This is a genomic window from Arcticibacterium sp. GJ41-1, from assembly GCF_055808875.1.
On record NZ_CM147888.1, the window covers coordinates 1,186,376 to 1,199,344 of the forward strand.

Here is a 12,969-nt window from a genome sequence, read left to right on the forward strand (position 1 = left end):
AACATCTTTCGGTTTTAAGACGAGCTCAGATGCTTTTTTTGGACAGGTTTTTTGAATTATTTCTTAATGTTGTTTTATCGTGCTAGTAACTAGTAATTTATGGGTGTTGTTTTCGTTTTTCAATTTCAAATCCTATAAAATTTAGATTTGACCATCCATTAAAAGTAAAGAGTTTTAAAAGCTAGCGTCCAAAACTCTGAAACTAAATTGTCATAATCAGCTTTTCTAAGCATTTTTGCTACATGAAATTAAGCGTTGTAATTCCAGCCTATAATGAGGCGGAATCTATTCCAGAAACTCTGAGGTCTTTGTATAGCTCTTTGTCAAAGCATGAAATTGACCATGAAATATGGGTGACTAATGATAATTCTAAAGATAATACCATTGAAGTTTTAACCGAACTTCAAAAAGAAATACCAACACTGGTTTTTGAAACCAATGAAGGACCGAATGGCTTTGGGTATGCTGTGAGATATGGTTTAGAGCGTTTTTCTGGAGATTGCGTAGCTGTTTTTATGGCAGATATGTCAGACGACCCAGAAGATTTGGTGAGGTATTACAGAACCATGCAGCTAAAAGATGTAGACTGTGTTTTTGGTAGCAGATGGATTAAAGGCGGTAAGGTGATAGACTACCCAAAGCATAAAAAGGTAATTAATAGAGTGGCTAATTTTATTGTCAAAATGTTGATGCGAATTGACTATAACGACACCACAAATGCCTTTAAGCTATATAAAAGAGAAACTATGGATGGTCTGAAGCCATTTATGTCGCCTCATTTTAATTTAACTATTGAGTTGCCACTGAAAGCTATGGTAAGAGGTTATTCTTATGCCGTGGTTCCAAACAGCTGGACAAATAGAAAGTACGGAGAGTCAAAATTGAAAATAAAAGAAATGGGTAGCCGTTATTTCTTCATTTTGATGTACTGTTTTATTGAAAAATATTTTTCTAGAGGCGACTACATGAAAAAAAACTAAACCTACAATAGTATATGCAGTTTTTAAATCCAGGGCTTTTATGGGGTTTGTTGGTGCTAGCGGTACCGGTGATTATTCACCTATTTAATTTCCGTAGAACCAAGAAAGTGTATTTTACTAATGTGGCTTTTCTAAAGAAAGTAGAAACAGAAACTTCTTCTTTTAGAAAGCTAAAGCAATGGCTCATTATGGCATCCAGAATGCTCTTTTTAGCGGCTTTGGTTTTGGCTTTTGCCCAACCATTTTTTCCTGCTCAAAACGGTTTAAGTGCTAACAGTACTGCCAAAGGCATCAATGGCCTTTACTTAGATAATTCGCTGAGTATGCAAAACACCACTGACAATAAACGTTTTATTGATTTGGCGGTGGTTAAGATAGATGAGTTGTTGGCTTTGTTTAAAAATCAGCAAAATATTCAGCTCACTACCAATGATTTTTCTGGGGAAGACCAATTTGCAAATAGTGCTACCAAAGTAAGAGACCGTCTTACGGGAGTGCGGTTTTCGCCGGAGGCTAGAAGTCTTTCATCTGTTTATAAAAGGCAGGTGAGAATGGCGGAGAAAGAAGCTTCCAAAGATGGTGATAATTTTTTCTGGTTTTCTGATTTTCAAAAGAGTACAGTAGGCGATTTATTAAATCTAGAGACTGATAGTAGCAATCAAGTTTATTTAGTGCCTGTGCAGGGAGACGTTTCAAAGAACGTTTTTGTAGATTCTGTATGGCTATCGTCACCATTTATTAGAGAAATGCAGAATTCCTTATTAAATGTAAAAGTGTTTAATTCTGGAAACGAGGCTATCGAAAAAATGCCTATCAAACTAATGATTGATGGCGTGCAAACTTCTACTTCTTCGGTTTCTGTAAGTCCTGAGAGTTATGCTACTGCTAGTTTTAACTTCACGGTCAGAAGTAAGGGGCAGCACATGGGTTCGGTAAGTTTTGACGACCAGCCTATCACGTTTGACAATGAGCAGTATTTTGTGGTGGATGTTTCTCCCGCTATCAATATTTTGCACCTTTTTGAACAAAAATCAGCGTCAGATTATATTGCCAAATTATATGATGACGATAGTCTATTTAATTTTGAGCAGTATAGCATTCGTAATGTCAATTTAGCCAAAGTAAGTGGAGCGGATTTAGTGGTGGTAGAAGGCTTAAATCAAATAGGGGAGAACCTTAAAAGCTCGCTTATAGATTTTGTAAAAGGTGGCGGAAGTTTGTTTTTAATACCAGGAGAAAATCCTGATTTATTGACTTATCAAGAACTGGTTTCTTCTTTGGGTTTAAATACCTTGACTGCGGTAAGAGATTCTATATCTGTAAGTAGGCAGGTGGAATTGGAGGTGCCAGATAAGAATATGCCATTTTTTGCGGATGTTTTTGAGCAATCTATTTCTGCTGCCGTGGTGAATTTGCCAAAGGCACAAGCTACCATTTCTTGGACGGGTTTAGGAGATAAATTATTGAGTTTAAAAAGTGGTAAGGCTTTTCTTGGCAAAACAGACTTCGGAAATGGTTCGCTATATCTTTTGGCTTCGCCATTAAGTATGACCTACGGCAATTTTGCTGAGCATGCATTGTTTGTTCCTACACTGTTCAAAGTGGCGGCATTAAGTATTAAACCACAGCAATTAGCCTATAATTTCAATGCAGGTACGTTGGTGATTCCTTTTGCAGATGCTCCAAAAAATGCTGTTTACAGTCTAAAGAAAGACGATTTTGAGATATTGCCAATTCAGCAAGTACGTGGCAATAAGCTGTTATTAGAATTGCCATCTTCTGTAGATTTATCAGAAAGCCAAGAACTAGAATCTGGTTTTTATGAGTTGCAAGTAGATGGTGTGAAACACTCCATTTTAGGCTTAAACCATGATTCTAAAGAATCAAGGATGGGGAATTATACACCAGAGGAGCTAAGAACTATTTTTGAAAAGCAGTCAAACGTTACTGTTTTTGATAATATTAAAGACGGAGACTTTATCAGCACATTTGCTGAACAAAACTTTGGCGTTCAGCTATGGAAATACTTCCTATATGCTGCTCTGGCTTTTCTATTGATTGAGGTGCTGCTAGTTCGTTTTATGAAGGGTTAACCCTTTCTAAATTTAGGAATCAGCATCGGCGTTTTCTTTTTGTAGTCCTCGTATTTTTGACCGTAAAGGTTTACGAGTTTTTTCTCTTCCCAGAATATGCCAATTAATATGTAAAGGGTGTTGGCGGTACAGAAAGCCAGGTTTTGATAGGTATTATTGAAAAGAAACCAACCCCAGAAAATCATCAATGTAGCCGTGTACATCGGATGCCTCATTTTGGCAAGGAGGCCATCTGTTTTGAAAGGTTCGTCTTCTTCTTCAGAATTTGATTTAAAACCAAGGAATAGTTTTAGGTCATAGTGTGAAAGGGCTTTTCGTAGCGTTGCGAGTCCCATTCCCGCCAAAACACCACCTGCTAGTCTTATTTCTCTGTAGTTGGTCCATATTTCAGGGCTTTTAGTTGTGAGCTGGTAAAGAAGTAATGGAATTGGAATGATTAAGGCAAAAATCACATAAAGAAGCCGGTATCTTTTAAAGAGAAAGGGGAGGTGTTTTTCTACTACCTTTTTCATAACAGAGCTAGCTAGCAGGCTGTGCAAAAGCCCATAGCCTAACCATCCAAAGAAAACTACAAGTACCGGAAATGTAAAAAGTGCCAATCTCAGAATCTTTAAGACCTGAAATTAGCACTTTTCTGTTAAAGGAAATAAGAAGATTTAATCTCTACTTACTCGGCTGGCTCCGCTTGTGTTAGAACGAAGCTGCTTAACCTTACCAAAATCTGCATGACTGGCTCCTGAGGCATCCACATAAGCTCGGCCTACTTCAGCTCTTTTTGCCTCAAACCTGCTGGCTCCCGATATGTCCATGTCAATTTCCTCTACACTACCTCTGATTTCCATATGAGAGGCACCTGAGCCATCTATTCTCATTTTTCTAGCTTCTATGTCTAGTTTGGCATTTGATGCTCCAGAGAGGTCAATATCAAGTTCGTCAATATTTTCAAAAGACAATACTTTTATTTTAGATGCTCCAGAGATATCTAAAGATTCTAAGTTCGGCATGGTGATGTATGCAATAACCTTTCCTCTGTTTTCAAAGAACCTGTCTTCAAAGTCGATGTCAAGCTCTCCACCATCAAGCCTTACGTTTAGGTCTTCAATATCTCTTTCTCTTTCTGCCATAAACTCAATGCCGTATTCGTCTCCTTGGCGAATAAGTACTCTGAACTGGCCGCCCACTTCAATACCGTCAAAGTCTGTGAAATCGAATGTTCTGGTATAGTCGCTTCTTAATCTGTCAAATTCCTCGTCGTCATTGTTGAAATTATGATGGTCACGTCTATTGATAGCTTCTTTAGCATCGTCATCAAGAATTTCGCACCCTTCACACTCTAATTTTCCATTCTTGTTTAACGTAAAGGTAAGAGCGTCAAAATCGTCAGAACTAAGTCCATATTTAGATTTTAGTGACCAGCTGTTTGATAGTAAGTTACGGGCAAACTCATTGCTTAAATGTACCTTTTGACCGATAGGTATCTTTAAGTCAATATGTACCTTTTGGTTTCTAAAGCCTGTTTCAGGGTTTAGTCTAGCTCTTTCATCAAAAATAAGCAGTGAGTCTTTTTGAGTGACATTGTAAATTAGTTTCTCGGCGTTTGCTTTTGCTACGTTACGTGTACTTCCTGATGCTGAGTACCTTTTTTCTAAAGTTACTTTATTGTCGTAAGACTCTAAGATTCTAACCTGACTGTTAAAGTCGAAGTCGTTTTCGCTGTAATTATCATTAGTGTCTAAGTAAATGATGTCGCTAGTAAAAGTGTAGTTTTCTTTCTGTGTTACAGAAGCGTTTTTGGCATAATTCATTGAGTATTTGCCGCCATAAATAGCTAAACCTACAATTCCTAAAACCCATAGTCCTAGTCCTGTTAACCAGAAGTTACGGTTTCCTATTCTGTTATTTGATATTAAGAATATTCCAGAGATAAGTACACCAATGGCCGGCAAGGCTGTGGCCAAGAAAAGGAATATTCCTGCAGATGGGTCTAAGTCTCTTGTGAAAAGACCTAAATCGTCGCTACTGTTAAACCAGCTGTGGTCGCTCATTAGTCCAAAAAATGCAGCAGTACCCACTATGGCACCTACGGTCAAACTTAAACCAAGAATAGAAAGGAAAATACCCATCAATACTCTAAACACAGGACCAAGTTTTGAAAGCAATTGACCAATACCTTGGAACAGTTTTCCTAGTATTCTAAAAGGTAATAGTAAAATGGTAGCAAAAGGGCTTTCGTTTCTAGGTGTTATTCCAGAAGACTTATCGCTAAGTTTTTTCTTAATGTTACTGTCAATATTTTCAATGGTGACAGCTTGGCCTTTCATTTCCATTTTTTGAGTAAGGCTTTCGGCAATAGGCGACGCTACCCAGAGAACTAAGTAGGCAATTAAGCCAACACCAAAGAATGCAATACCTACTACAAAGATTATTCTGATAATAGCGACATCAAGTCCGAAGTAGGAGGCAAGTCCGCTAGCTACACCAGCAACCACTTTGTTTTCTCCATTTCTGTAAAACTTCTTAATATTTTCTTGCTCTTTTAATTCATCACTTGCAGGAATAGCTATCCAGCATATAACGTAGGCAAGTATAAAAACAGCTCCGGCACCAGACTCTATTAAACCTAAAGCCGCTACTAAGAAAATTACTCTAAACCATACTACGTCTACATTAAAATGATTTGCTAATCCAGATAAAACGCCTGCAAGAGCTTTTCTTTTATTGTCTCGGTAAAGTCTCTTAGGAGCTTTTCTTTCTTCTTTTGTTTCAGAACTTTTTGGAGCTTCTTGGGCAAAAGACTCAGCTTCTTCTTCCTCAATAGCCTGGAAATCGGCCACGGTACCCATACTTGCCATTACACGAGCTACATCTTCAGTTCCTATAACTGGAAGGTCGTCTGCTTTATTTTTGCCAATGAATTTCTCTGCTATTCTAGCTTCTATATCGGCAACTATTTCTTCGCTGCTTTCATAGTTAGAAAAGTAGCTTTGAATTGAGCTTAAGTAATTGCTCAGGGTTTCGTAGGCTTCTTCTTCAATGTTGAAGACCACCCCTGCTATATTTATTTGTATTGTTTTTTTCATAACCAATTAATTGATAACCAGTAAATGGTGCTTATTTCTTCTTTGATGTGATAGTTTTTACAGATGCCGAAAGGCCTTGCCACGTTGCTTCCAATGCTACTAAGGATTCTGTCCCAGCATCGGTAAGGATGTAGTATTTTCTTGGTGGTCCAGAAATGGACTCTACCCATTTATACTCTAGTAAGCCTGCATTCTTAAGTCTAGTAAGTAGGGGATATAGCGTGCCTTCGACCACCATCATTTTGGCTTCAATAAGCTCGTCTAGTATTTCAGAAGCGTAAACTTCCCCTCGTGAAATAATATGCAGGATACAGTATTCTAAAATACCTTTTCGCATCTGCACTTTGGCATTTTCTATTTTCATTCTTTTTTGGTTTTAAAAGAGTGAAGCGTGGTAGCCTCACTCTTTAGAATTGTTTTTAGCTTTTTCATAATTGTGACACAAACATAATGGAAGGTACTTTGTAATGCAAGATACTAGGTGCATTATTTTTGTTTTTTGATGATAATCGGCTAATCCATGGTTTGAGAGGTTCAAAAATTATAGTAAAAACTTTTACAGGCGTATATTTATGCCAATAACCCTATCTTATGAAATATATCAATCTAGCCTTTCTTTCTTTACTATTCTTGTCGTCTTGTACCACCTCTAAAAGGGCGGTTTCACTTTTTAACGGTACGTCCCTCTCTGGATGGCACATTGATGTACCGGCGATGGATAAAGACAAAGACGCCCGAAATCCATTTATTGTTAGGAATGGAAACCTTGTGTCTTTGGGTACTCCTGGTGGTCATCTAATTACAAACTATTCTTTTTCTAATTACAGCATGGAGTTAGAATATAGGTTTGTAGGTGAACCTGGAAATTGCGGAGCTCTAGTACATGTTTCAAAACCAAGAAGGCTTTATGCCATGTTTCCACAGTCTATTGAAGTGCAACTTAAACATAAAAATGCAGGTGATTTCTGGTGCATTGGTGAAAATATAGAAGTGCCTAACATGGAAGCCAGAAGAGGTCCTAAAGAAAATTGGGGTGTAGATGGTAAGAAAAACAGAAGGATTCCAAACCTTACAGGTAATATGGAAAATGAGTTAGGTGAGTGGAATTATATGCGAATAGAGTGCTTAAATGACCAAGTTAAAGTATGGTTAAACGGAAAAATGATTAATCATGGTTTTAATGCCACTGCCAGCAGAGGGGCTTTTGCTTTGCAGTCAGAAGGCTCTGAAGTAGAGTTTAGAAAAGTAATGTACCATTCAATAGAAAAACTATCAAAAGACTAATTATTTGAAACTTTCAATATGTACCGCTAAATAAGTTTAGAGATAATGTTGTGTTTATAACGTCCTTATTCTATGGCTTCGGGGTTTTGATATGAATGTACCCAATGTTCGTTTTTTTTGATGAAACATTCATGAGTCGTTGGTTTATAGTATTATCGGTATGGTTATTGTAAAATTACTTCAAGAATAGGAGCCACTTTGGTTCTGTTTGAATCTAATTTCTATAATCCGATGAAGATAGTGAACAACTATTTATTAATAATTGCCATGTTTTATACGGCTACAAGTACTTCTTTGGCCCAAGATGTATCTATGGTAGTTCCAAATTATCAATTTGCAGGAGAAGTTTCTGACATGAACTTACCTGAAAAAGCTGGGGAGTCATTGGAAAGTTTTAGTGTGGGTAATGCTCAGGTTACATGTATTAATGGAGATTTCAGGATTACAAATATTACAAATATCAAAAGTGAGCTTTATATGGGCGGCTTATGTAATGCTGCCAATAACGGTACTAAAGACGATTTAGTGGTATATGTAATGAAAGTAAGAAACGAGGGTGATAAACATAAAGGTGACGTGCTAGCTTCGTTTCCTCTAAACTATGATAAGAACCAGAGTCAAAGTGGAGAGTGGAGGCCTTGGGAATTTGATACAGATAAAAGGCAACCCGTTTTACTTTTCATTCATTTCGATAACATGAAAAAAATGGTGTTGGGAGTATCAGATAGAAACTGGGCTAAGAAGATGGTAGAAGAAGAGGATGATATAATTCGTGATTTGACATCTTCAGAACTAGACGGTATCGATGTTATTTATTGGGATCCTTCTACAAAGCAAAACAGGTTGGCAAATGCATGGGAAAAAGAAAGAACCATGAAGGAGTTTATGCAAAAGAGCGAACTCAAGATTCTAGAGGAGGGAACTTTAAATAAATAGTATTTAGGGTATACTTATAAAAAAGGTAAGGAGTTTATTAAACCCTTTGTCTTCTAATTCTACTTAATGTGGAGCAATTCATCTGTAAATAAGATGCAATAAACTTGTCACTTATTCTGTGACTTAAATTCGGGAAAGACTCTAAAAATAAGCCATAACGGTCTATTCCTTTTCTATGCCTCATGTATATATCAGTCCTTTTTTCTTGACGTATTACTGTTTCTCTTAAAATTAAGAATGCTAATCGGTTTATAAAAGGTAGCTTTAAGCTACACTCTTTTATATCTTCTTTGTTTAGTACTAATGCCTTGACAGGTTCTAATGCTTGTGTGAAGCACTTAGATTTTTGAATTTCTAAAAGGCTGTTATTGGCAAAGTAGAAATCTCCTTCTTTTACAAACTGGATAGTATTGTCTTCATTTTTGTCTGCGTCGTACGTGAAGAATTCTCTGGCTAAGCCTTTCTTTATATAAAATATATTTTCGGACATTTCTCCTTGTTGCACTAAGAAGGAGTGCTTAGGATAATTGACAGGTTTGAAAAGCCTAATGATTTCAATTATTTCTTCATTCTGAAAATGAAAACTTTCTGCCAACATTGTATGTAAAGAGTTCATGGCATTTTCTTTAAATTGATGAAATTTTTATAAAAGGGGAGAGCTAGCTCTCTTGTAACTTAAAAGCAGGATTTTTAATTGATTTATCAATAATTATCAATAATAAATATATACAAATGTCAACAATTACTATGCTAATATTTGATTTTATGGACGTTTGAGTGCTTTCTATGGATGAAATTATGGTATGTTCGATATGAGTATTTAGGAAGTGATTAAACGGGGTCGTTGATGTCTAAACGTATTGTTTTTTTTCGAGAATTACATGGTATAGTTAGAACAAAATTTAAGGTATTTATAGTAAGCTTTGCCAAAGATAAAAAGTGGCATAAGCTTCCCATCCTTCCCATGGTATGGCAATTTTTTGAATTTCCTCAATAGTTGGCTTTTCTGTTTTCTTTAGAATTATTTTTAAAGCATTTTGCAAACCAATATCTGCCACAGGAAAGGCTTCTTTATGGCCAAGACATCTCATTAATGTGTAGTTGGCAGACCAATCTCCTATTCCTTTAAGCTTTATTAATTCAGTTCTAGCCTTGTCAAAATTTAGAAGATTTAGTTTCTCTTTTGACAAGTTACCAGCTTCTATAGCTTCGGCCACTATTCTGATATATTTCACTTTCTGACTTGAAAATTTCATGTTTTTAAAGTCATCATCAGAAATTTCTAAAACTTTAGATGAGCTAGGGAAGGCATAGTAGTTTTTCTCTTCAAAGGTTATGCGTTCTCCCACTTTTTCAACCAAAACCTTTTTACAGCTGTAAGCAAAGGGTAGGTTTATTTGCTGGCCAATAATACTCCAAGAAAGAGCTTCAAAAAGATCAGGGCATTTGACAATTCTCAAGCCATGGAAGTCTTTAATAAGAGGTGCTAAAATGGCATCGTTTTTTACCTGTTCGTAGAAAGAGTTTAGGTCAGTATTTAGGTCAAACCATGAAGTCACGTAAGCCTTTATTTCTGATTTTTGAGCTTCAGTAGGCTGTTTGTTAATAAACCTTATACCCAAAGATTCGGTGGAAAAGGTGATTTGAGTTAATAACTTTATTTGACTAATTATAAATAATTTAAGAATAGTGTTGTCATCCAATACCTCAAAAGTGATTTCGTTTTTTGAACGTCTTAGGTATTGAAAAAGGTGTTCCTGTGAAAAAGGTTTTGGTAGTGGAATCGATATCATAATTCAAGATATTTTGGAATTAAGGCTTCATCAAAACTTCTGGAAGACGGGGTACCAAACCCTTGTCAATCCCTATTTGATTAAAAATAATATAAAGTTCAGTCCACCACGAGCTTTAAACGCTCTTATATTCTGTTCGTTTTTTGCATTTGAAATTTATTTTTAAACCCAAGTTTATTTATTTCCTCATTTTTCACAAGAGGTGTTTTATTGATGTAAAGCTTAATTCTTTAATGCGAATCAATCAACTCTTTTTTGCTCGCGATTGCGTATCTAGGCGTTACATGGTTTTATGGGCTCCTGAAATTACTCAGTTTTATAAGCATATTCGTTTTTATCTTTCGAAAGGTAGAATCTATAACCAAAGCCTTTCTTAAATGATGTTTTCTTTTGCTATTGAAATATGGATACACTGGTTTAATATTCCAGCCTAGGTAATTGTTGTTCGTATATTATTGGTATTTGACCGGAGGTCTTGCTCTTGCCTGATGAATACTTTACCTATAAAAAATACGACTACATTTTTGCCGATACTTGGCATGGAAAGTATCTGATGTTAGAAGAAACCTTAGGTATGCTTAAAGAAGGTGGCTTCTATATTATAGATGATATGTTACCTCAAGATAATTGGATTGAAGGGCATCACGAAAAGGCCTCTTGCCTATTAAAAACACTACAGGATAGGGAGGATTTGGTGCTGACCAAATTAAATTGGGCTAGCGGAGTAGTGATAGCCGTAAAAAAGAAACCCCGAGCTCTTAAAGAACTCGGGATTTAATATGATTGGAAAGTATTAAGCTTTCACTTTTATCTTTTGACCTACCTTAACAGTATTGTCAGACATGCCATTTAGTTTCTTTATTTGTTCTATAGAGTAACCATATTTTTTAGAAATAGCCCACAGTGTATCGCCTGCTTGAACGGTGTGTACTAAAATGGTACCGTCGTCAGCTACTTTTACATTGTCATAAACTCTTTCTGTAATGGTAGTGTAGTATGCTAGTCTTTGACCTTTTTGGATGTTGTTTGACCTTAAGTTATTCCATTCTTTCAACTGAGAAATATTGGTACCATAAGCTCTTGCAATGTGCGTTAAGTTATCACCTCTTTTTACAAAATGATATCTCTTAACTGTTTTACTAACATTGGTATAAGAAGGTTCTGTTTTCTTTTCAGACGTAGTGGCTACTTTATTTGACTGACTTACCACCTTAACATTAGTTCTCTCTTCAGCTGGTGCGGCAGTGTTTTTAGCAAGCACAGGTTTGTTGTCTTGCTTAGCTGTAGTTTTTATAGGCTCTATAGCGTCATAAACTCTCGTAGATTCTGTTTTGTAAAAAACTAAACGCTGTCCTTTCTGAATAGTATTAGAACGAAGTTTGTTCCATCTTTTAAGATCAGAAACTCTTACGCCATTTCTAGAGGCTATTTTTCCTAAATAATCTCCAGAACGTACTCTGTAATATTTCTTTACAGTTTTCTTTTCAATATGGTAAGTACCTTTTGAATCTGTAATAGATGCGATATCGTCAGTTGGGTCAGACAATACAGAAGCTAAATCTAGAATACAATCCTTATTGTCCTCAAAATATGCATAAGTGTTTTGAGGGATTTTTATCTCAAGGTTTCTAGCATAAGAAGGGATATCGTTACTAGTGAAATGTGGGTTAAGTCTCTTGATAGTGTTTAAGTCAAGGTAGTTTAACTCAGCAAATTTCTCCAAATTCAAAGGACCATCTAATAACAAGTTTTCAGTTGCTAAAGGATACATAGTTTTCTCAGGGTCTGGGAAAATACCGTGCTCCGCAGAGTAGTTCATTAAGTAATTTAGAGCAGCCCACTGAGGCACATAAGCTCTGGTGTCTCTATGAATATAATTATGTAAATCCCAATAATCGGTCTTTCCTGATCTTCTAATAGCCCTTCTTAAATTTCCTGGACCCGTATTATAAGATGCAAGAGCAAGTTCCCAATCATGGAAGTAGTTATGCAGCCAAGTAAGGTATCTGAAAGAAGCATCTGTCGATTTTTCGATGTGCATTCTTTCATCCATATAGTCGTTAATTTTTAGACCATACTCTCTAGCCGTAGGAGACATAAATTGCCATAAACCCACTGCTTTTGCGTGAGACATTATAGTTGGTTCAAGCCCCGACTCTAAAAGAGCTAAATATTTCATCTCGTCAGGAATACCATGCTGAGCTAAGTATCTTTCAAAAACAGGAAAATAGAATTCCTTTTTCTCAAGCATTTCTTTAACAAAGCTAGGACGCTTATAAAGGAAATAATCAATGTATTTTTTTACATGCTCATTATACGGCATTGGCATAATGTTTTCCAGGCCTTCTACCCTAGCTGCAATAATATCATCATCAGCAGGAATGATTTGGAAAACAGCACTGTCTCTTTTATCTACTACAGTTACTGAGCCGGGGAAAACAGCTTTGGCCTGTTTTTGAACGGTGTCAGGATTGGAGACCTTTAATTCTTTGTCAGGTTTGTTGCCAATGACAATTTGTTTGACAGGAACAATCGCATTTTTAATAGAATCCGATTGAGCAAAACCGAGGTTTGTTGTAAGTAGCGTTACTACTGCAGCTAGTGCAATTGTATTAATTTTGGGCATAGAAAATGTTGTTATCTCCTTTCAGGAACACGTTATTATTAGGAAGCTTTGTCAAATGTATGTTTGTAAATTCAAAAAATCAATAATATTCAATGATTTAACGTCAATGAATAGATGTTTAGTGAATCTTCTAATGATCTTTTATGGTTTTTTATCGAAAACGCTTAGAAATAAGCT

Annotated in this window: 11 protein-coding genes; 5 read left to right on the plus strand and 6 right to left on the minus strand. The window is 36.2% G+C overall.

Features of this window, described 5'->3' with window-relative positions:
- Positions 1–242: 242 nt before the first annotated feature.
- Positions 243–980: a glycosyltransferase family 2 protein gene (locus AC0L6O_RS04680; RefSeq protein ID WP_473306688.1), complete on the plus strand. Its 738-nt coding sequence runs from the start codon at positions 243–245 to the stop codon at positions 978–980.
- Between the two features lie 14 nt (positions 981–994).
- Complete coding sequence (locus tag AC0L6O_RS04685) at positions 995–3,073, plus strand: BatA domain-containing protein (RefSeq protein WP_473306689.1); 2,079 nt, start codon at positions 995–997, stop codon at positions 3,071–3,073.
- Here AC0L6O_RS04685 and AC0L6O_RS04690 read toward each other — a convergent pair.
- From AC0L6O_RS04690 to AC0L6O_RS04700, 3 genes are all read right to left on the minus strand, one after another.
- Positions 3,070–3,585: a methyltransferase family protein gene (locus AC0L6O_RS04690; protein WP_473306691.1), complete on the minus strand. Its 516-nt coding sequence runs from the start codon at positions 3,583–3,585 to the stop codon at positions 3,070–3,072. The two genes, AC0L6O_RS04685 and AC0L6O_RS04690, sit on opposite strands and share 4 nt — an antisense overlap.
- A 144-nt stretch (positions 3,586–3,729) precedes the next feature.
- Positions 3,730–6,153, minus strand: coding sequence for a PspC domain-containing protein (locus tag AC0L6O_RS04695; protein ID WP_473306692.1), 2,424 nt, complete (start codon positions 6,151–6,153; stop codon positions 3,730–3,732).
- Positions 6,154–6,184: 31 nt separating this feature from the next.
- A complete protein-coding gene (locus AC0L6O_RS04700; protein WP_473306694.1) occupies positions 6,185–6,517 on the minus strand; it encodes a PadR family transcriptional regulator in 333 nt (110 codons plus the stop codon).
- A gap of 227 nt (positions 6,518–6,744) precedes the next feature.
- Here AC0L6O_RS04700 and AC0L6O_RS04705 point away from each other — a divergent pair, with 227 nt between their 5' ends.
- The gene (locus tag AC0L6O_RS04705) at positions 6,745–7,437 is read left to right on the plus strand and encodes a 3-keto-disaccharide hydrolase (protein WP_473306695.1); all 693 of its coding nucleotides are present in this window, start codon (positions 6,745–6,747) and stop codon (positions 7,435–7,437) included.
- Between the two features lie 231 nt (positions 7,438–7,668).
- Entirely contained in the window at positions 7,669–8,373 is a 705-nt protein-coding gene (locus tag AC0L6O_RS04710; RefSeq protein WP_473306697.1) for a hypothetical protein, read from the plus strand.
- A gap of 37 nt (positions 8,374–8,410) precedes the next feature.
- Here AC0L6O_RS04710 and AC0L6O_RS04715 read toward each other — a convergent pair whose 3' ends face one another.
- Positions 8,411–8,989 carry a Crp/Fnr family transcriptional regulator gene (locus AC0L6O_RS04715; protein WP_473306699.1) on the minus strand — a complete coding sequence of 193 codons (579 nt, stop codon included), beginning with the start codon at positions 8,987–8,989 and terminating at the stop codon, positions 8,411–8,413.
- 295 nt (positions 8,990–9,284) lie between these two features.
- Positions 9,285–10,166: a DNA-3-methyladenine glycosylase family protein gene (locus AC0L6O_RS04720; protein ID WP_473306700.1), complete on the minus strand. Its 882-nt coding sequence runs from the start codon at positions 10,164–10,166 to the stop codon at positions 9,285–9,287.
- A gap of 481 nt (positions 10,167–10,647) precedes the next feature.
- Here AC0L6O_RS04720 and AC0L6O_RS04725 point away from each other — a divergent pair, with 481 nt between their 5' ends.
- Positions 10,648–10,944 (plus strand): O-methyltransferase, encoded by a 297-nt coding sequence (locus AC0L6O_RS04725; protein WP_473306702.1) that lies wholly within the window; start codon positions 10,648–10,650, stop codon positions 10,942–10,944.
- Positions 10,945–10,959: 15 nt separating this feature from the next.
- On the opposite strand, the gene AC0L6O_RS04730 is transcribed toward AC0L6O_RS04725, so the two are convergent.
- Positions 10,960–12,792 (minus strand): LysM peptidoglycan-binding domain-containing protein, encoded by a 1,833-nt coding sequence (locus tag AC0L6O_RS04730; protein WP_473306704.1) that lies wholly within the window; start codon positions 12,790–12,792, stop codon positions 10,960–10,962.
- Positions 12,793–12,969 lie beyond the last annotated feature (177 nt).